At 72.5% G+C, this 19,289-nt stretch carries 13 protein-coding genes; 5 read left to right on the top strand and 8 right to left on the bottom strand.

Going from position 1 to position 19,289, the window contains the following annotated elements:
• Positions 1-5: 5 nt before the first annotated feature.
• The 3 genes from MM438_RS10110 to MM438_RS10120 all read right to left on the bottom strand — a co-directional run bounded on the left by MM438_RS10110 (position 6) and on the right by MM438_RS10120 (position 6,931).
• On the bottom strand, positions 6-1,970 hold the full coding sequence (locus tag MM438_RS10110) for a DUF4233 domain-containing protein (RefSeq protein ID WP_338155535.1): 1,965 nt from the start codon (positions 1,968-1,970) through the stop codon (positions 6-8).
• Complete coding sequence (gene ileS, locus MM438_RS10115) at positions 1,967-5,269, bottom strand: isoleucine--tRNA ligase (protein WP_241452353.1); 3,303 nt, start codon at positions 5,267-5,269, stop codon at positions 1,967-1,969. Before ileS ends, MM438_RS10110 begins: the two co-directional genes overlap by 4 nt.
• 432 nt (positions 5,270-5,701) lie before the next feature.
• Positions 5,702-6,931 (bottom strand): acetyl-CoA hydrolase/transferase family protein, encoded by a 1,230-nt coding sequence (locus MM438_RS10120; protein ID WP_241452354.1) that lies wholly within the window; start codon positions 6,929-6,931, stop codon positions 5,702-5,704.
• Positions 6,932-6,993: 62 nt separating this feature from the next.
• Between MM438_RS10120 and MM438_RS10125 the strand changes: the two genes are divergently transcribed.
• The 3 genes from MM438_RS10125 (at position 6,994) to MM438_RS10135 (ending at position 10,052) form a co-directional block, all read left to right on the top strand.
• Positions 6,994-8,373: an FAD-binding oxidoreductase gene (locus tag MM438_RS10125; RefSeq protein WP_241452355.1), complete on the top strand. Its 1,380-nt coding sequence runs from the start codon at positions 6,994-6,996 to the stop codon at positions 8,371-8,373.
• Between the two features lie 99 nt (positions 8,374-8,472).
• Complete coding sequence (locus MM438_RS10130) at positions 8,473-9,012, top strand: DUF4916 domain-containing protein (RefSeq protein WP_241452356.1); 540 nt, start codon at positions 8,473-8,475, stop codon at positions 9,010-9,012.
• Positions 9,013-9,080: 68 nt separating this feature from the next.
• Positions 9,081-10,052 carry a bile acid:sodium symporter family protein gene (locus tag MM438_RS10135; protein ID WP_241452357.1) on the top strand — a complete coding sequence of 324 codons (972 nt, stop codon included), beginning with the start codon at positions 9,081-9,083 and terminating at the stop codon, positions 10,050-10,052.
• Positions 10,053-10,139: 87 nt separating this feature from the next.
• Here the strand turns inward: MM438_RS10135 and MM438_RS10140 are convergent, their stop codons facing one another.
• A complete protein-coding gene (locus tag MM438_RS10140) occupies positions 10,140-11,003 on the bottom strand; it encodes a lysophospholipid acyltransferase family protein (protein WP_241452358.1) in 864 nt (287 codons plus the stop codon).
• Between the two features lie 83 nt (positions 11,004-11,086).
• Between MM438_RS10140 and valS the strand changes: the two genes are divergently transcribed.
• Together valS and MM438_RS10150 are read left to right on the top strand one after the other, a co-directional pair.
• Positions 11,087-13,720, top strand: a complete 2,634-nt coding sequence (gene valS, locus MM438_RS10145) for a valine--tRNA ligase (RefSeq protein WP_241452359.1) — start codon at positions 11,087-11,089, stop codon at positions 13,718-13,720.
• A gap of 206 nt (positions 13,721-13,926) precedes the next feature.
• Positions 13,927-14,808 (top strand): dienelactone hydrolase family protein, encoded by an 882-nt coding sequence (locus tag MM438_RS10150; protein ID WP_241452360.1) that lies wholly within the window; start codon positions 13,927-13,929, stop codon positions 14,806-14,808.
• Positions 14,809-14,935: 127 nt separating this feature from the next.
• Here MM438_RS10150 and MM438_RS10155 read toward each other — a convergent pair whose 3' ends face one another.
• The 4 genes from MM438_RS10155 to clpX form a co-directional block, all read right to left on the bottom strand.
• A complete protein-coding gene (locus MM438_RS10155) occupies positions 14,936-15,616 on the bottom strand; it encodes an MIP/aquaporin family protein (RefSeq protein WP_241452361.1) in 681 nt (226 codons plus the stop codon).
• A gap of 182 nt (positions 15,617-15,798) precedes the next feature.
• Positions 15,799-17,268 carry an acetyl-CoA acetyltransferase gene (locus MM438_RS10160; protein WP_241452362.1) on the bottom strand — a complete coding sequence of 490 codons (1,470 nt, stop codon included), beginning with the start codon at positions 17,266-17,268 and terminating at the stop codon, positions 15,799-15,801.
• Positions 17,265-17,846 carry a hypothetical protein gene (locus MM438_RS10165; protein WP_241452363.1) on the bottom strand — a complete coding sequence of 194 codons (582 nt, stop codon included), beginning with the start codon at positions 17,844-17,846 and terminating at the stop codon, positions 17,265-17,267. The genes MM438_RS10160 and MM438_RS10165 overlap by 4 nt, the downstream gene beginning before the upstream one ends.
• A gap of 151 nt (positions 17,847-17,997) precedes the next feature.
• Positions 17,998-19,275 (bottom strand): ATP-dependent Clp protease ATP-binding subunit ClpX, encoded by a 1,278-nt coding sequence (gene clpX / locus MM438_RS10170; protein WP_241452364.1) that lies wholly within the window; start codon positions 19,273-19,275, stop codon positions 17,998-18,000.
• Positions 19,276-19,289 lie beyond the last annotated feature (14 nt).

The following is a 19,289-nucleotide window of genomic DNA, read 5'->3' on the forward strand; positions in this document are numbered from 1 at the left end:
GTAGGTCAGGCGGGAGGGTGGTCGGCGTCGTAGCGGCGCTGCGCGTCGTCGGCGAGGTCGTCGATCTTGTGGCCCTGCACCAGCGAGATCATCCACAACCCGCCGAAGATCACGAACACCCAGAACATCATCGGCACCCACCAGGTCGCGACCAGGGTGGCCAGGTGGATCAGCCAGCCCAGGGTCACTCCCCAGGGGCGACGCAGCATCCCGGCGGCCAGCACGCACAGCACCGCGGTCACCGCCCCCGCCGTCAGCGCGGCGTTGCCGCTGCCGCCCTGGGCCTTGTCCAGCGCCATGGCGACCAGCCCGCCGAAGAGCACCACGCAGGCCTCGGACCCGATCACCGTGCCGAGCAGCCGCCGGGTGAGCTTGCGCGGAACGCCGTACAGCATCAGGCCACTCACGCCGACGTCACCCCCAGCAGCATCCGGGCCTCGGCGGCCGTCGTGATGGAGCCGGTCGCGACCACGCCGGCCCCGGCCCCGCCTCATGGCGTCGGCCTCGGCGATCTCGGCGGCGCGCTCGAGCGCGTCGGGCAGGGCGTCGACCACGGTGACCCGGTCGTCGCCGAAGACCTCGCGGGCGAGCCGCCCGAGGGCCTGCGGGGCGAGCGAGCGCGGGGACGTCGACCGGGTGACCACGACCTCGTCGAAGGCCGGCTCGAGCTCTTCGAGGATCCCCATCACGTCCTTGTCCTCCAGGATCGCGAGCACGCCGACGAGGCGGGTGAAGGTGAACGAGTCGCTGAGCGCGCGTCGCAGCGACCGGGCGCCGTGGGGGTTGTGCGCCGCGTCGACGATGACCGTGGGGCTGCGGCGGACGATCTCCAGGCGGCCGGGCGAGGTGGCGGCGGCGAGGCCGGCGCGCACGACGTCCGGGGCGAGCGGCTGCTGTCCCCCGCCGAGGAAGGCCTCGACGGCGGCCACGGCCAGGGCCGCGTTGGCGCCCTGGTGCTCGCCGTGCAGCGGCACCAGCAGGTCGTCGTACTGCCCGGCGAGGCCACGGATCGTCAGGAGCTGCCCGCCGACCGCCGGCTCGCGGGTGAGGACCTCGAAGTTCGCTCCGGCCCAGGCGATCTGGGCGCCCACCTCCTCGGCACGGGCGACCAGGATCTCGACGACCTCCGGCTCCTGCTCGGCGCTGACGGTTATGGCGCCCGCCTTGACGATCCCGGACTTCTCCTGCGCGATCTCCTCGATGGTGTCCCCGAGCAGCCGCTGGTGGTCGATCCCGATCGGGGTGATCACGCTGACCTGGCCGTCGGTGACGTTGGTGGCGTCCCAGCGTCCGCCGAGGCCGACCTCGACCACGGCGACGTCGATCGGGGCGTCCGCGAAGGCGGCGTAGGCGACGCACACGATCACCTCGAAGTAGCCCATGGGGCGGCGTCCCTCGGCGGCGAGCCGGGCGTCGACGATCTCCACGAAGGGCAGCACGTCGTCGTACGCCGCGACGAAGCGCTCGGCGCTGACCGGCTCGCCGCCGATCGCGATCCGCTCGCGGATGTCGTGCAGGTGTGGCGAGGTGAACCGCCCTGTCGTCAGGCCATGCTCGCGCAGCAGGGCCTCGACGAGGCGGGTGGTGGAGGTCTTCCCGTTCGTCCCGGTCAGGTGTATGACGGGGAAGGCGCGCTGCGGGTCGCCCAGCAGCGCCATCACCGACTGCACCCGCTCGAGCGAGGGATTGGCGTCGTTCTCGGGGATGCGGGCGAGGATGTCCCGCTCGATCTCGCGCAGGCGGCGCATCGTGTCGAGCCGCTCGGCGGCCTCACGCTGCGCGGCGTCGGGCCGCCCGCGGTGGCCGGGGCCGCGCGGGGTGGGCACGACGCCGGTGCCGAGGAGCTCGTCGAGCTCGGCGCTGCCGAGGGCCTCCCCCGGCGTCCGGTCGTCGGCGCCGTCGACCGGACCGCGAGGGCCGTGATCGGCGCCGCCGCGACCGTCGGTGGTGGGGTGGTGGGGGTCGGTCATGCGAGCTTCCTCACCATGAGGCGGGCGGTGTGGCCGTCGCCCACCTCGACGTCGGTGGTGCCCTCGCCGCTGATCGTGTCCAGGGTCGGCGCCGAGCCGAACTGCGCGCAGAGGGTCTCCTCGACGAGCAGGTCCTGGTGGTGGACGGTGGCGTCGTACACCTCCTGGGAACCGGTGACGGTCAGGGAGATCCGGTCGGAGATGTCCAGGCCGGCGTCGCGGCGGGCCTGCTGGACGGCGCGGACCAGGTCGCGGGCCAGCCCCTCGCGGGCGAGCTCGGGGGTGACCTCGGTGTCGAGGACCAGGAAGCCGCCGCCGGGCAGCATGGCGGTGGCGTGCGAGCCCTGCTCACCGCCGGCGACCACGGTCTCCAGGGTGTACTCCCCCTCGACCAGGGCGATGCCGCCGGAGGTGACCACGCCCTCGGGCGAGAGCGACCAGTCGCCGGACTTGGCGCCCTTGATCGCGGCCTGCACGTCCTTGCCGATGCGCGGGCCGGCGGCGCGGGCGTTGACCGACAGGCGCTGGCTGATGCCGAAGTCCGCCTCGGACACCTCGGCCACGTCGCGCAACGTCACGGTGCGCACGTTGACCTCGTCCTTGACGATGTCGGCGAAGGGCGCGAGCTCCGCGGCGCCGGCCGTCACCACGGTCAGGTCGGCGAGCGGCAGCCGCACGCGCAGGTTCTCGGCCTTGCGCAGCGAGGACGCGACCGAGCAGATCTCGCGGGCGCGGTCCATGCGGGCGACCAGCGCGTGGTCGCCCGGCAGGGACTCGACGTCGACCCAGTCCTGCAGGTGCACCGAGCGCCCGCCGGTCAGGCCCCGCCAGATCTCCTCGGTCACCAGCGGCAGCAGCGGCGCGCAGGTGCGGGTGACGACCTCCAGGCAGGTGTAGAGCGTGTCGAAGGCCCGCGTCGCGACGGTCGCGTCGGCCGACCCGGTGTCCCAGAAGCGCTCCCGCGAGCGCCGGACGTACCAGTTGGTCAGCACGTCCAGGAAGCCGCGCATGGTCTCGCACGCCGAGGCGACGTCATACCCGTCGAGCTGGGACTGCATCTGCTCGACGAACTCGCGCAGCTTGGCCAGGAGATAGCGGTCGAGCACGTCCTCGGAGGCCGTCGACCACCGCGCCTGGTAGCCCGCGCCGCCGTCGAAGGCGTTGGCGTAGAGCGTGAAGAAGTACCACGTGTTCCACAGCGGGATGAGCACCTGGCGCACCCCGTCGCGGATGCCCCGCTCGGTGACGACCAGGTTGCCGCCGCGCAGGATCGGGCTGGACATGAGGAACCAGCGCATCGCGTCGGCCCCGTCCCGCTCGAAGACCTCGCGCACGTCGGGGTAGTTGCGCAGCGACTTGGACATCTTCTGCCCGTCGCTGCCGAGGACGATGCCGTGGCTCAGGCAGGTCTTGAACGCCGGCCGGTCGAACAGCGCGGTGGCCATGACGTGCATGGTGTAGAACCACCCGCGCGTCTGGCCGATGTACTCCACGATGAAGTCGCCCGGGAAGTGGTGCTCGAACCACTCACGGTTCTCGAAGGGATAGTGCACCTGGCCGAAGCTCATCGACCCGGACTCGAACCAGCAGTCCAGGACGTCGGTGACGCGACGCATGGTGGACCGCCCGGTCGGGTCGTCCGGGTTGGGCCGGGTCAGCTGGTCGACGAAGGGGCGGTGCAGGTCGGTGACCGTGACCCCGAAGTCGCGCTCCAGCTCGGCGAAGGAGCCGTAGACGTCCACCCGCGGGTAGTTCGGGTCGTCGGACTTCCACACCGGGATCGGGCTGCCCCAGAAGCGGTTCCGCGAGATCGACCAGTCGCGGGTGTTCTCCAGCCACTTGCCGAACTGGCCGTGCTTGATGTGCTCGGGGGTCCAGCCGATCTGCTCGTTGAGCTCGAGCATCCGGTCCCGGATCTTCGTCGTGGCGACGAACCAGCTGGAGACGCCCTTGTAGATCAGCGGCTTGCGGCAGCGCCAGCAGTGCGGGTAGGAGTGCTCGTAGGTCTCCTGGCGCAGCAGCACCGTGCCCTCGGTGACCGAGCCGGTCTCGCCCTCGCCGCGGGTGACGGCCTTGAGGTGCTTGATGATCGGGGCGTTGGCCTCGAAGACGTGCTGCCCCTGGTAGTCCTCGACGGGTGCGGTGAACCGGCCGTCGCCGCCCACCGGCATGACCGCCTCGATGCCCTCGCGGTCGGTGACGACCTTGTCGTCCTCGCCGAAGGCGCCGGCGGTGTGGACCAGCCCGGTGCCGTCCGTGGTGGTGACGAACTCCGCCGGCACCAGGCGGAAGGCCCGGTCGTGGCCGCGGTAGTAGGAGAACGGGGGGTCGTAGGTCAGCCCCACGAGGTCGGCGCCCTGGTGCCGCTCCAGCACCCGCTCGGCCACGTCGGCCTTGGCGTCGCCGAAGAGCTCACGGGCGTAGGCCTGCAGCCGCGGCTCGGCGAGCAGGTAGCGCTCGGTGCGGCCGGTGGGCAGGTCGGACTCCACCACGACATACGTGATGTCCTCCCCCACCATCACGGCGAGGTTGCTCGGCAGGGTCCACGGCGTGGTCGTCCAGATCAGCGCCTTGACGCCCTCGAAGGGGCCGGGCGAGGTGATGCGGTAGCCCACCGTCACGGCCGGGTCCTGGCGCTGCTGGTAGACGTCGTCGTCCATGCGCAGCTCGTGGTTGGACAGCGGCGTCTCGTCGTTCCAGCAGTACGGCAGGACGCGGAAGCCCTCGTAGGCCAGCCCCTTGTCGTACAGCTGCTTGAAGGCCCAGATGACGCTCTCCATGTACTCCGGCTCGAGCGTCTTGTAGTCGTGCTCGAAGTCGACCCAGCGCGCCTGCCGGGTGACGTAGTCCTGCCACTCGTCGGTGTAGCGCAGCACCGACTCGCGGCACTCGTCGTTGAAGGTCTCCACGCCCAGCTCGTGGATCTCCTCGGTGGTCCTGATGCCGAGCTGGCGCATGGCCTCGAGCTCGGCGGGCAGGCCGTGGGTGTCCCAGCCGAAGCGGCGCTCCACGTGCTTGCCGCGCATCGTCTGGTAGCGCGGCACGATGTCCTTGACGTAGCCGGTCAGCAGGTGGCCGTAGTGCGGCAGGCCGTTGGCGAAGGGCGGGCCGTCGTAGAACACGAACTCGTTGGCGCCGTCCTGGCCGGCCGGGCGCTGGTCCACCGACGCCCGGAAGGTGCCGTCCTGGTCCCAGTAGCGCAGGATGCGCTCCTCGATCTCCGGGAAGCGCGGGCTCGGCTGCACGCCGGCGGGGGCGTCGGGCTGCTGCGGGTCGGTGGAGACCTGGGGATAGGTCATGGGGTGGGCTCCCTGGTGGTCGCTGAGATCATCTCTGCACGAGGACGAGATCCGGTCGTATGCCGGAAGACCCGCGGTACCACCTCGCTTGCCGGCACGCCGCTGGCGTGGCCGACCGCTCTGGCCGAAGGCTGTGACGGGCCCACCCGTCCGGGTCTAGTGGACGCCTCCCCCATCACGGGCGGGGCGCTGTTCTTCCGGAGACTCGCCGGTGATAGCGGCTCAGACGTCTGTGCGGTCCATCCTACGGGACCGGCGGCGGGACGGGTGACGCCGCTCCGTGCGGCACGCGGCGGCATACGGCACGACCCGCCTCGCCAGCCGCCGCCTGGCCCCTGCGGCCCGCTCCCCCACCCGGGCACGGAACGGCGCACAGGCCCTCGCGCCCCGACGCGAGGATCTGCGCGCCGCCGGTCCGACGAGGTCAGCGGCTCAGGCCAGGCCGAGCTCGCGCGCGCCCTCCCACAACGACTCGCGCACGTCGGGGTGCGCGGCGTTCTCGATGATGTTGCGCGCCTGGACCTTCTCCTCGTGGCCGAAGACCTCGGCGACACCGTGCTCGGTGATCACGGCGGAGTGCTGGAAGGACGTGGTCGGCTCGGTGAGCATCGGCACGATGGTGGAGACGTTGGCCTTGGGGTGCCAGGAGCGCAGCGCCATCATCGCCTGCCCGCCGCGCGAGTGCAGGGCGCCGACGATGAAGTCGGTCTGCCCGCCGAAGCCGGAGTGGATGCGCGCCTTGATCCGCGAGGCGTTCGCCTGGGAGAGCAGGTCGACCTGCAGCGCGGTGTTGATGGAGGTCATCTGCGGCTGCTTGGCGATCTGACCGGGGTCGTTGGTGATCTCGGTGCGGCGCATGATGACCCGCGAGTTCAGGTGGCACCAGTCGTAGAGCTCCTGGGAGCCGAAGGCGAAGGACGCGACGATCGGGCGGGTGTCGTCCAGGGCGCCCGATCGGTCCAGGGTGAGCACGCCGTCGGAGAACATCTCGGTCCAGATGCCGAGGTCGTGCCGTCGGGCCAGACCGGGCAGCGTCGCGTCGGGGACGGCGCCGATGCCGAGCTGGAGGGTGGCACCGTTGCCGACGCGGCCGGCGACGAGCTCGCCGATGTGGGCCGTGGCGGCGTCCGGCGCGGCGGGGCCGTGCTCGGAGGCGATGGACTCGTCGGCCTCGATGAAGGCGTCGAAGAGGTCGACCGGGAACTCGCCGTCGCCGTAGGTGTAGGGCATGTGCTTGTTGACCTGGGCGACGAGCAGGCCGCCGCGCTCCTTGACCGCCTCGATGGCGGCGACCATGACGTTGATCTCCACGCCGAGGGAGACCTTGCCGTTGATCGGCTGGGAGACGTGGACGGCGGTGATGTCGGGGGCCATCGTCGAGCGGAAGAGCGCGGGCACCAGCGACAGTCGCGCCGGGGTGTAGTGCAGGGTCGGCAGCTTGCGCATGCCGACGCCGACGAAGCAGGACTCGTGGCTCACGCCCTCGCGGGTGGAGATGCCCGCCGGCGCGTTGAGCATGTTGAGGCGGTACTCCGGCAGCGCCTCGTCGATGACCTTGAGCAGCGCCCACGGCGGGACGTGGTTGCCGGTCGCGACGACGCGGGGGTTGGCAGGGGCCTGGGCCAGCAGGGACCTCATCTGCTCGCTCGTGACGATGTTCATGGCACATACCTTGCCCGACGCCTCCCCGCGCGGCGGAACCACCCCCTGACTAGGCTTTCTCCATGAGCCGATGGTCAGACCCCACCCCGCCGCAGGCGCTCGCCGCGGCGTGCACGCGCGATCCCGCCGAGCTCGCCCGGCACGCCCAGGACGCCGCGCTCGGCATACCGGCGCCGGAGGACTTCACCCTGGTCCGGGCCCGGGACCTGGACGACGTGGTGGCGGCGCTCGAGTGGGCCGCGGCCGAGCGGCTGCCCGTCGTCCCGCAGGGCGCCCGCACCGGTCTCGCCGGGGGCGCGGTCCCCCTCGAGGGCGGGATCGCCCTCAACCTCGAGGCGATGGACGCGATCGAGGACGTCGACCCGGTCGAGGCGCTCGCCGTGGTCCAGGCGGGCGTCATCACCTCCGAGCTCAAGTCCGCGGCGAGCGACGCCGGCCTGCACTACGGCCCCGACCCGGCGTCCGTGGCCATCTCCACGGTGGGCGGCAACGTCGCGACCAACGCAGGCGGCCTGTGCTGCCTGAAGTACGGCGACACCGCGGCGTCGGTCCGGGCCCTGGAGGTGGTGCTGCCCGGGGGCGAGGTCATGCGCACCGGGCACCGCACCGCCAAGGGCGTCGCCGGGCTCGACCTCACCGGCCTGTTCGTCGGCTCGGAGGGCCAGCTCGGCGTCGTGACCCGCGTCTGGGCGAGCCTGGGGCCCCAGCCCGAGCAGCCGGCGACCGTCCTCGCGACCTTCCCCACGCTGCGGGCGGGCTGCGACGCCATCGTCGCCCTGCGCCGCGAGCGCCACCGGCCCAGCCTGCTCGAGCTGATGGACGGACCCACCGTGGCGGCCGTCCAGGCGTATGGCGACTACGGCTTCCCCGAGGGGGTGCAGGCCGCGCTGCTCGTGCAGTCCGACCGTGCCGGGCACACCGCCGAGGACGCCGCCCGCTACGCCGAGGTGTGCTCGGCGGCGGGGGCGACGACGGTCGAGGTGGCGACCACCCCCGAGGCGTCGCACACCCTGATGGCCGGGCGCCGGGCGATCTCGCACGCCCTGGACCGGCTGGGCCACAACCTCACCGAGGACATGTGCGTGCCGGTGCAGGCGCTGGCGGAGTTCATCGAGCGCGGCTACGAGATCGGCGAGCAGCACGGCACCCGGATCGTCACGGCCGGGCACGGCGGCGACGGCAACATGCACCCGACGGTCTACTTCGACCCGGCCGACCCGGACCAGACCCGGCGGGCGCACGACGCCATCACCGCGCTCGTGGCGGTCACCCTGGAGCTCGGCGGCACCATCACCGGCGAGCACGGGGTGGGGATCCTCAAGAGCGACTGGCTCGCCACCGAGCTCGGCGCGGCGGAGATCGAGCGGCAGCGCGGGCTCAAGCACTTCTTCGACCCGCTCGGGATCATGAACCCCGGGCGGGTGCTCTGGCCGACGGCCTGAGCCGGCTGCCGCAGGCCGGCATACGCCTGGGACCGGACAAGTCCTGGAGTCCGCGCGGCTCGCCCGGCGACACGCCCCGACGCGTGGTGCAATGAGCCCATGAACCCGACGGACGTCGACCCCTCCGCCGCCTGGCTCAGCCACGAGAGCCTCGAGCAGGCGCGCGAGCGCCTGCCGATCCTCTACGTCGACGTGGTGCCGGTGCGGGTCGACGACCGCGGCGAGGTCACCCACCTGGGCACGCTGCTGCGGGTCAGCGGTGACGGCACGGTGGCCCGCGAGCTGGTGAGCGGCCGGGTGATGTACCACGAGCGGCTCCGGGACGCGCTGCTGCGCCACGTCGAGAAGGACCTCGGCCCGCTGGCGATGCCGCGGATCCCCTTGTCCCCGCAGCCGTTCACGGTGTCGGAGTACTTCCCCACCCCGGGCGTGACCCCCTTCCACGACCCGCGCCAGCACGCGGTCGCGCTCGGCTACGTCGTGCCCGTCGCCGGGGACTGCGCTCCCTCCCAGGACGCGCTCGACCTGGCCTGGGTCACCCCTGACGAGGCGCGCAGCCGGGGCGTCGCCGAGGAGATGGGTCGCGGCCACGGCACCCTGCTGCGCCAGGCGCTCGCCCACCTCGGCTTCGCCGTCTGAGCGGCGCGCCGAGCCCGGTCGGCCCGGGGCTGCTTGGGCCCGTCGGTCGGCCAGGGTGAGACTGAGGGGTGCTCGCCAAGCTTCGCCTCGACCCCTTCCTGCTCGCGATCCTCGTCGCCGCCCTCGTCGCGAGCGTCCTGCCGGCCCGCGGCGGCGCGGTCCCGGTCCTCGACGCCGTGGTCGCGGTCGCGATCTTCGCGCTGTTCTTCCTGTACGGCGCCCGGCTGTCCCCGCAGGAGGCCCTCGCGGGGCTGCGGCACTGGCGGCTGCACGCCGTGATCCTGGGCTTCACCTTCGTGGCCTTCCCGCTCCTCGGGCTCGCGCTGACGCCGGTGCTGCGGCCGCTGCTGGGGGACGCGCTGGCGGCCGGTCTGCTCTACGTCACCCTGGTGCCCTCGACCGTGCAGTCGTCCATCGCCTTCACCTCGGTGGCCCGGGGCAACGTGGCCGGCGCCATCGTCAGCGCCTCGGCGTCCAACCTCGTCGGCGTAGTGCTCACGCCCCTGCTCGTCATGGCCCTGATGACCACCACCGGCACCGTGTCGGTCTCGCCGCAGGCCTTCGGGGACATCGGCGTCCAGCTGCTGCTGCCCTTCGTCCTCGGCCAGGTCGCGGGCCGGTGGATCCGGCCCTGGGTCACGGCGCACGCCGCCCCGCTCAAGCTCGTCGACCGCGGGTCGATCGTGCTGGTGGTCTACTCGGCCTTCTCGGCGGGGATGCGCGAGGGCATCTGGTCGCGGGTGACCGGCCCGGCGCTGCTGGGCGTGCTGGTGGTCTGCCTGGCGATCCTGGCGCTGATGCTCTGGCTGACCCGGTGGGTGGCCGAGCGGCTGGGCTTCGACCGCGGGGACCAGATCGCGATCCAGTTCTGCGGGACGAAGAAGTCGCTGGCGTCCGGCCTGCCGATGGCGCTGGTGCTCTTCGCCGGGCAGCCGGTGGGCCTGATGGTGCTGCCGCTCATGGTGTTCCACCAGGCCCAGCTGATGTGGTGCTCGGCGCTGGCGGCGCGCTACGCGACCGAGCAGCGCACCGGGGACTGATCCGCCCGGTCCCGGACGGCTCCCGCCCGGCGGATCCGGTCCGGCCCCGGGTGGTCACCCCGGGGGGGCGACCACCCGGGCGTGGGCTCAGGAGCGGTGCCGGCCGCCCGTGCCGGTGGACGCGGTGCCGCGGGGGCCGCCCACCGCGGGCGCGCCGGGCGCCGGGTCGACGGCCACGGGGTCCTGGGTGCGGCCCTTGGCGCGCAGCTCGGCCTCCAGGCGAGCGGCCTCCTCCGGAGAGGGCGCGGTGCCGCCGAGCCGCTGCGGCAGCAGCCGCCGCTCCTCGACGGGCCAGGCCGGATAGACCTCCTGGAGCTCGTGCAGCATGGCGATCATCGTCTCGCGGATCCGTGCGGTCACCTCGACCACGTCGTCCTGCGGCCCGACGTGGACGGGCGGGCCCACGGTGATGCCCACCGGGACGTGGTGGCGGCCCAGCCGCTTCGGCAGGGCCTTGGTCCACACCCGCTGCGAGCCCCAGATCGCGACGGGCAGGATCGGTGCCCCCGTCTCCTGGGCCATGCGCACCGCGCCGGACTTGAAGGCCTTGGGCTCGAAGGACATCGAGATGGTCGCCTCCGGGAAGATCCCGATGATCTCGCCCGCCCGCAGCGCGCGCAGGGCGTCGGCATAGGCCCCCGCCCCCGCGGAGCGGTCCACCGAGATGTGCCGCATCCCGCGCATCAGCGGCCCCGCGACGGCGTTGCGGAAGATGCTCTCCTTGGCCATGAACCGCACCAGGCGACCGGCGGGCAAGGCCGCCCAGCCGGCATACATGAAGTCGAAGTAGCCGGTGTGGTTGATCATCATCACCGCCGGCCCCTGCTGCGGGACGTGGTGCGCCCCGGTGATCTTGAACCTCGTCCCCTGTGCCGCGAAGAGGGCACGCACCGCCCCGACCACGGGGGTGTAGACCGGGTCCCTCTGCAGCATCTCCCGCACGCTCGCCATGGCCCGCAGCCTACCCACGGGGTGCCCCCCGCCATACCCCAAGGATTCGCCCCCCACGGCGCCCGGATGGGACAATCGCGGCCATGACGACCGACCTGCCCAGCTCCCGCGTCCCCGACAAGCCGTCCCTCGACGGTCTGGAGGACAAGTGGGCGGCCGTATGGCGCGACCAGGGCACCTACCGCTTCGACCGGGCCCGGGCGATGGCGCTGCCCCGCGAGCAGGTCTGGGCGATCGACACCCCGCCCCCCACCGCGTCCGGCTCGCTGCACATCGGCCACGTCTTCGGCTACACCCAGGCCGACTGCCTCGCGCGCTACAAGCGGATGACCGGGCACGAGGTGTTCTACCCCATCGGCTGGGACGACAACGGCCTGCCGACCGAGCGGCGCGTGCAGAACTACTACGGCGTCCGCGGCGACGCGACGCTGCCCTACGACCCGGACTTCCGGCCGCCGCTGCAGGGCGCCGAGGGCAGGTCGGTCAAGGCCGCCGACCAGGTTCCCGTCAGCCGCCAGAACTTCATCGAGCTGTGCGACGTGCTCACCGTCGAGGACGAGAAGACCTTCGAGGACACCTTCCGGATGCTGGGCCTGAGCCTGGACTGGGACGTGCAGTACCGCACCATCGACACCCACGCGCGAGCCACCGCGCAGCAGGCCTTCCTGCGCAACCTGGCGCGCGGCGAGGCCTACCAGGCCGAGGCGCCGGGCCTGTGGGACGTGACCTTCCAGTCGGCGGTGGCGCAGGCCGAGCTCGAGGCGCGCGACTACCCCGGCGCCTATCACCGGGTCTCCTTCCACGCCGCGGACGGCGAGCCGGTCTTCATCGAGACCACCCGACCCGAGCTGCTCCCCGCGTGCGTCGCCCTCGTCGCCCACCCCGACGACGAGCGCTACCAGGGGCTGTTCGGCAGCACGGTCCGCTCCCCGTTGTTCGACGTCGAGGTGCCCGTGCTCGCGCACGCCGCCGCCGAGATGGACAAGGGCGCCGGCATCGCCATGTGCTGCACCTTCGGCGACCTCACCGACGTGCAGTGGTGGCGCGAGCTGCAGCTGCCGATGCGCTCGATCATCACGCGCAACGGGCGGATCCAGGCCGAGACGCCCGAGTGGCTGACCTCCGAGAGCGGCCGGGCGGTGTATGCCGAGATGGCCACCAGGACCACCCACTCCGCGCGCGAGGCCGTCGTGGCCGCCCTGCGCGAGTCCGGGGACCTGGACGGCGAGCCCCGGAAGACCCAGCGCAAGGCCAACTTCTTCGAGAAGGGCGACAAGCCGCTGGAGATCGTCACCTCCCGGCAGTGGTACATCCGCAACGGCGGGCGCGACGAGGACCTGCGCGAGGCGATGCGCGCCCGCGGCCGCGAGCTGGACTTCCACCCGGCCTACATGCGCTCCCGCTACGACAACTGGGTCGGCGGCCTCAACGGCGACTGGCTGGTCTCCCGCCAGCGCTTCTTCGGCGTGCCGATCCCGGTGTGGTACCGCGTGGACGAGCACGGCGAGGTGCTCTGGGACGAGCGGATCGTGCCGGCCGAGGACCAGCTGCCCGTGGACCCCGCCTCCGAGCCGGCCCCGGGGTATGTCGAGTCCCAGCGCGGCCAGGCGGGCGGCTTCGTGGGCGACGCCGACGTCATGGACACCTGGGCGACGTCGTCGCTGACCCCGCAGATCGCGGCCGGCTGGCGCGCGGGCGGGCAGGGCTCGGACCCCGAGCTGTTCGCCAGGCTCTTCCCCTTCGACATGCGCCCGCAGGGCCACGACATCATCCGCACCTGGCTCTTCGCGACCATGGTCCGCGCCCACCTCGAGCACGGCTCGCTGCCGTGGTCGAAGGCCACCGTCAACGGCTGGATCCTCGACCCCGACCGCAAGAAGATGAGCAAGTCCAAGGGCAACGCCACCACGCCCGTCGACATGCTCCGCCAGCACGGCACCGACGCGATCCGCTACTGGGCCGGGGCCGCCCGCCTGGGCACCGACACCGCCCTCGACGAGGCGCAGATGAAGGTCGGCCGGCGCCTGGCCATCAAGCTGCTCAACGCCAGCAAGTTCGCGCTGTCCTTCGGCGAGGTCGGCGGTGTGCTCGGCGAGCAGGTCACCGAGCCGCTCGACCAGGCCATGCTCGCCACGCTCGCCGAGGTCGTCGAGACCGCCACGGCGGCCTACGAGTCCATGGACTACACCCGGGCGCTGGAGGCGACCGAGACCTTCTTCTGGACCTTCTGCGACGACTACATCGAGCTGGTCAAGGACCGGGCCCACGGCGGTCGCGGCGAGGCCGGGGCCGCGTCCGCGCGCGCCGCGCTGCAGATCGCGCTCGACGTGATGCTGCGCCTGTTCGCCCCCGTCCTGGTCTACGCCACCGAGGAGGTGTGGAGCTGGTTCCGCGAGGGCACGGTCCACCGTCAACCGTGGCCCACCCGCGAGGAGCTCAGCGGCTTCGCGGCCGCCGGCGACGCCGGTCTGCTCGCCACGGTGTCGGCGGCCCTGATCGGGGTGCGCAAGGCCAAGTCCGAGGCCAAGGTCGGCATGCGCTCGCAGATCACCGCGATGACCCTCACCGCCCCCGCCGCCCAGGTCGCGCAGATCCGCCTGGCCGAGGCCGACCTGCGGGCGACGGGCACCATCTCCGGCATGACCCTCGCCGAGGGCGACACCCTCACGGTCGGCGACGTCGAGCTGATCCCGGCGGAGAAGAAGCCCAAGGCCTGACGACCCGCGCCCCTCGGCGGAGGGCGGCGACCGCACGAACGGTCGCCGCCCTCCGCCGTCCCGGCAGGGCGTCATACCGGGCTGCAGGACGCACCAGGACGGGCGAGTAGCATCGCTCTGCCATCCCGGAGGTCGTGCTCGGCCCGGCATGACATCAGCTCGCTGTCGCCTGCCGGGAGGCGCCGGCACGTCTCTCGGGAGATCTCATGACCACCACCGCCCGCCGATCATCGTCCCTCGTGACCGCGGTCCTGCTCGCCGCCGCCCTCGGGACGACCGCGGCCGCCCCGGCCGTCGCCGACGACGCCCACCCCTACCAGCGCGGCCCGGCCCCGACCGCGACCTCCGCGCAGGTCGACGGGCCCTTCGAGATCTCCAAGACGGTGATCCCGGCCGCGTCGACGCCCCGCTTCGGCGGCGGCGACCTCTTCCTGCCCAAGGACACCTCGCAGGGAACCTTCGGCGGGGTCGTGCTCATCCCGGGCTGGAGCGGGGCCCGCAGCACCGTGGCCTGGATGGCGCCGCGCCTGGCGTCCCAGGGCTTCGTGGTCCTGCTGATCGATGCCAAGAACACGCTGGACGGCACCCCTCGTCGGGCCGAGGCCCTCCAGGCCGGTCTCGCCTGGCTCAAGGACACCCCGCTGGCCGAGGGTGTCCTGGACCGCAGCCGCCTCGGTGTGTGGGGCTACTCGATGGGCGGCGGGGGTTCCTTGCGGGTGGGAGAGTCCCGGCCCGACCTCAAGGCGGTCGTCAACGTCTTCCCCTGGGACAGCATCCGGTCCTTCCCGGCGACGACGACCCCCTCCCTGGTGCTCGCGGCCCAGAAGGACCTGACGGCGCCCAACTCCATGCACTCGATCCCGATGTACGCCTCGCTGACCAAGGCCGACCAGCGCGCCTGGGTGGAGCTGGCCGGGGCGGAGCACCTGCTGCCCCTCAAGCCGGACGCCCGGCTCTCCGAGATGACCACGGCCTGGTTCAAGCGGTATGTCGACGACGACACCCGCTACGCCGACCTGCTGTGCAGCGCGACGAAGGACCCCAAGGCCTACTCCGCCATGAAGTCCACGATCTGCCCCGTCCGCTGACGGGCGCCCACCCCGCCCCCGGGTGTGCGTCGGGGCCTGGCCGTCGACCACGACGGCCAGGCCCCGACGTCTGCGGCACACCGGCGATCAGCGCCCGCGGAGCGGGGAGGTGTGGGCGCTGCCCGGCTCAGCGATCGCCACGGTGGACGGCCCGGAAGGCGAGGGCCGCAACCACGGCGCCGAGCAGCTCGACCACGACGAAGACGGCAGCCGGGACGACCCCCAGCAGACCCATCAGCACCAGGGCAACCGCGACGGCCGGGTTGAAGGCCGCCCCGGAGACCGACCCCACCGCGACCGCACCGGCGAGGACGGTGAAGCCGATGGCCACGCCGTAGAAGTGGTTGCCAGGGTGGTTGCGGCTGGTCGCGACGTTGAGCACCACCCAGCACAGGGCGAAGGTGAACAGGAACTCGACGATCGCTGCAGCCGTGAGATCCATGGGGGCCACGGCCCCGTGGCGGTGCGTGACGAAGGTCGCCACCATCGCACCGAGGAGACCGCCGACCAGCTGGGCCAACCAGTACTGGCCCATGAGGACGGGGGTCAGCCGGCCTCGGACCACGGCGGCGAGGCTGACCGCAGGGTTGAAGTGGGCGCCGGACACGTGGCCGCCGGCGAAGACCATGCACATGAGCATGGCACCGATGCCGAGCGGGGCCAGCGGCGAACGCCCCAGCACCGCGCACCCGATGGTCAGCACCAGGAAGAAGGTGCCGATGCCCTCGACGAGGGGGGAGCGGAGGCTGAGCTCGGGATGCTCGACCGGGGTGACGACCTCCTGGGTCGAGGGGGCGTCGACGGACATGGCTGTCTCCTGGCGGGTGGGGGGCGTCTCCTCGAGGGCCCCGGCGGGTGATGACCTGGGTCAGCATGAGCCGCCCGCGCGGCTGAATGCCAGTGTGCTGCAACGGAATTCACCGTTCCGCAGCCTGGCTCTCAGTTCGCTCTCAGCCTCCGGGGACTCTCGTCTGCCCGACCACGCCATGGTCAGGCCAGGGCAGCGACCTCGTGCTGGTCCGTCGTGTGCCGCAGCGTCCGCCGCCCGTCCTCGTCGCGCTCGACCACGGTGGCCCGCCGCGCGCCGTCACGGCCGTGGGTGATCGTCCACGTCTCGGGACCCGCAGGGGCCGGCGGGAGCTCGCGAGGTGCCGCGTCCAGCGCGGCCTGCACCGCTGCGGACTGCCCCGGCCGCCAGGGCCGCGGCACGGTGCCCCACACGCCGACCGAGTACTTCGACAGCACACCTCCGTTCCCGGTCGTCAGGGCGAGCTCGCCGGGGGTCTCGCGCAGCCGGCGCACGGCTGCGGCGATGGCGTGCATGGTGTAGTCGTTGCCGGGCCCGCCGAAGTAGGGCAGTCCCCCGGTCAGCGTCAGCCCTCGCGGGTCGTCAGCCGCGAGCCCGAGGCCGTCGCACACGGCCGACACCGCGATCGGGAAGCAGGAGTAGAGGTCCAGGTGCCGCACCTCGTCCAGACCCACCCCGGCGAGGCCGAGCGCGGACCCGATCGCCGCGACGGCAGCGGGATAGGCCCCCAGGTCGGGCCGCTCCAGCAGCGGTCGCTCGACGGTGTCGCAGTGCCCGTGCAGGGACACCCAACGATCCTGCGGCACCCCGAGGCTCGCTGCCCGTCCCACGGACGTGACGAGCACCGCCGCGCCCTGGTTGACCAGGTCCCGGGCGACGAGAAGCTTGCGATAGGGCTGCGCCACCAGGCGATTGCGGTCGCTGATCGCGAGCAGCTGCTCGGGGGTGAAGGCCTCGCGCAGGGCCGCGTGCGGGTGGGTCGCCGCCACGTGCGAGAGCGGCGCGAAGAGCTCGGCCATGGTCCGGTCGTACTCCCCTGCCGGGAGCCCGGTCTCGCGCTCCAGCCGCCGCTGCCGGGCCCGCTCGAAGAGCGCATAGGTCGAGGGCGCGTCGATGTGCCCCGCGTCGTCGAAGTCGACGAGCCCCTCGAGGCCGTACCCCCGCCACTCACGGTGCCCGCCGACGGACTCCGACCACGACGGCCGCTCGACCGGCGGTCGGCTCAGCAGGTGCCGGGTCGTCGACAGGGCCTCCGCGCCGCACGCCACCGCCATGTCGCACTCGCCCCGCGCCACCATGCCCATCAGCTCGGTGACCAGGTGCTGGGGACCCTGGCCACCCGCCACGTCGGTGATCGCGAGCCGCGGCACCAGCCCGGCCCGGGAGGCGACGGCTCGGGGCATGTTGTCCGGATGCCCCAGCGGGGCAAGGGCATCGGGCGTGGAGACCGCGAACTGCGGGATGTCCGCGACCACGTCCACGGCTCGGCGCAGCGTCCCGAGACCCACCCGGGGTGCGGCGTCCACCAGCGCCGCCGCCACCGCCCGGGCGGCCAGCTCGGCGGGCGGGAGGGCGGCATATGCCGGGTCGGCGAGGCGCTCGCCGCACTCCCCCACCCCGACGACGACGGGCGTTCGCGGGTCCAGCCTCACGGCAGGTCCTCGGCGGCGGCCACCACGAGCCAGACCCGCGTCCAGCCCGCGAGCGTCGTCAGCCCGCGCACGAAGTCGTCGGTGTCCAGGGGCAGCACCTGACCGGCAGCCGGCTCGTAGACGTCGACCCCCACCCCGTCAGCAGGCGGCACCAGCAGCACGACATGCCTTGGTAGCCACCGGCTTCCGACATACACCAGCGCGCAGCGCCCGGACCTGACCCCCGGCGACAGGCCGTCGAGCACGGCCGTCCGTGTCGCCGGGGAGGACCATCGCACCACCTGCCGGCGCACCCCCCGGCGCCCGAGCCCGAGCACCCGGGCGAGCACGGCGGCAGCACCCCACGGCGGGGTGCCCAGCGAGCGCGGCCACGGCAGCTGCAGCACCCGACCCCACGGCCGGATCCGGTTGGTCAGCAGCGGCATCCGACGCTCCTCGGCCGCGAAGCCCCCGCTCCCCACCCGCTCGGCATAGGCCGGGTCGGCGAGCATCCGGGCCACGACCAGGCAGGAGGAACCGCAGGTCGTGGGGGTGGACTGCCGGGGGGCCGGGGCGCCCCGGCGCAGCACGAGACTCATGCCCCCACCTCACCACGTCGAGGAGGGCGCGACCACCCCCGCAGTGCGAGGCAGTCCGGTCCAGGAGGCCGTACGACGAGACGAAGCGCCGCGGGGGCGCCCCCCTCGTGGCCGCCGGTCCGGCGCCACCCGGCCGACCGCGAACGGCGGCTCAGGCGGAGCGCCGGGTCTGCCCCTCGCTGGCGCGGATCACCTCGGGCTGGGCGCCCGACGTGACGGCCTCCTCGGTCACCAGCACCTCGACGATGGCGTCGTCCGAGGGCACGTCGAACATCACGGGCAGGAGGATCTCTTCCATGATGGCCCGCAGACCACGAGCGCCGATGCCGCGGGCGATGGCCCGGTCGGCGATCGCCTCGACCGCGTCCTCGGTGAAGGTCAGCTGGACACCGTCGAGGTCGAACATCTTGGTGTACTGCTTGACCAGGGCGTTACGCGGCTCGGTGAGGATCCGCACCAGGGCGGGGCGGTCGAGCTCGTCCACGGTGGCCACGACGGGCAGGCGCCCGATGAACTCCGGGATCAGCCCGAACTTCATGAGGTCGTCGGGCTGCAGCTCGGCGAACCGCGGCGCGCCGGCCTCGCGGGCGACGTTGAGCTCGGACCCGAAGCCCAGGCCTCGCTTGCCCGCCCGCGCCTGGATGATCTGCTCCAGCCCGGCGAAAGCCCCACCCACGATGAACAGCACGTTGGTGGTGTCGATCTGGATGAACTCCTGGTGCGGATGCTTGCGCCCGCCCTGCGGGGGCACCGACGCCGTCGTCCCCTCGAGGATCTTGAGCAGCGCCTGCTGGACGCCCTCGCCGGAGACGTCGCGGGTGATCGAGGGGTTCTCAGACTTGCGGGCGATCTTGTCGATCTCGTCGATGTAGATGATGCCCGTCTCGGCCTTCTTGACGTCGTAGTCGGCGGCCTGGATGAGCTTGAGCAGGATGTTCTCGACGTCCTCACCGACATACCCCGCCTCGGTCAGCGCGGTGGCGTCGGCGATGGCGAAGGGCACGTTGAGCATGCGCGCGAGGGTCTGGGCGAGGTAGGTCTTGCCGCAGCCGGTCGGGCCGATCATGAGGATGTTGGACTTGGCGATGTCGACGTGCTCGTCGGAGCGTTTGCCCGAAGCCCCACCCGCGGCACCGGCGTTGATGCGCTTGTAGTGGTTGTAGACCGCCACGGCCAACGCCTTCTTGGCACCGTCCTGCCCGATGACGTAGGACTCGAGGAAGGCGAAGATGTCGCGCGGCTTGGGCAGCTCGTGCAGGCTCGTCTCGGGGGCCTCGGAGAGCTCCTCCTCGATGATCTCGTTGCACAGGTCGATGCACTCGTCGCAGATGTAGACGCCGGGACCCGCGATGAGCTTCTTGACCTGCTTCTGCGACTTGCCGCAGAAGGAGCACTTCAGCAGATCTCCACCGTCTCCGATGCGAGCCATCCGCAACCTCCTGT

The organism is Arsenicicoccus dermatophilus (assembly GCF_022568795.1).
Classification (GTDB): domain Bacteria; phylum Actinomycetota; class Actinomycetes; order Actinomycetales; family Dermatophilaceae; genus Arsenicicoccus; species Arsenicicoccus dermatophilus.

Bases quoted from the DNA above. Each gene is read 5' to 3' on its own strand.
- MM438_RS10110 (WP_338155535.1), bottom strand. From the start codon at position 1,970: ATGACCGACCCCCACCACCCCACCACCGACGGTCGCGGCGGCGCCGAT.
- ileS (WP_241452353.1), bottom strand. From the start codon at position 5,269: ATGACCTATCCCCAGGTCTCCACCGACCCGCAGCAGCCCGACGCCCCC.
- MM438_RS10120 (WP_241452354.1), bottom strand. From the start codon at position 6,931: ATGAACATCGTCACGAGCGAGCAGATGAGGTCCCTGCTGGCCCAGGCC.
- MM438_RS10125 (WP_241452355.1), top strand. From the start codon at position 6,994: ATGAGCCGATGGTCAGACCCCACCCCGCCGCAGGCGCTCGCCGCGGCG.
- MM438_RS10130 (WP_241452356.1), top strand. From the start codon at position 8,473: ATGAACCCGACGGACGTCGACCCCTCCGCCGCCTGGCTCAGCCACGAG.
- MM438_RS10140 (WP_241452358.1), bottom strand. From the start codon at position 11,003: ATGGCGAGCGTGCGGGAGATGCTGCAGAGGGACCCGGTCTACACCCCC.
- valS (WP_241452359.1), top strand. From the start codon at position 11,087: ATGACGACCGACCTGCCCAGCTCCCGCGTCCCCGACAAGCCGTCCCTC.
- MM438_RS10150 (WP_241452360.1), top strand. From the start codon at position 13,927: ATGACCACCACCGCCCGCCGATCATCGTCCCTCGTGACCGCGGTCCTG.
- MM438_RS10155 (WP_241452361.1), bottom strand. From the start codon at position 15,616: ATGTCCGTCGACGCCCCCTCGACCCAGGAGGTCGTCACCCCGGTCGAG.
- MM438_RS10165 (WP_241452363.1), bottom strand. From the start codon at position 17,846: ATGAGTCTCGTGCTGCGCCGGGGCGCCCCGGCCCCCCGGCAGTCCACC.
- clpX (WP_241452364.1), bottom strand. From the start codon at position 19,275: ATGGCTCGCATCGGAGACGGTGGAGATCTGCTGAAGTGCTCCTTCTGC.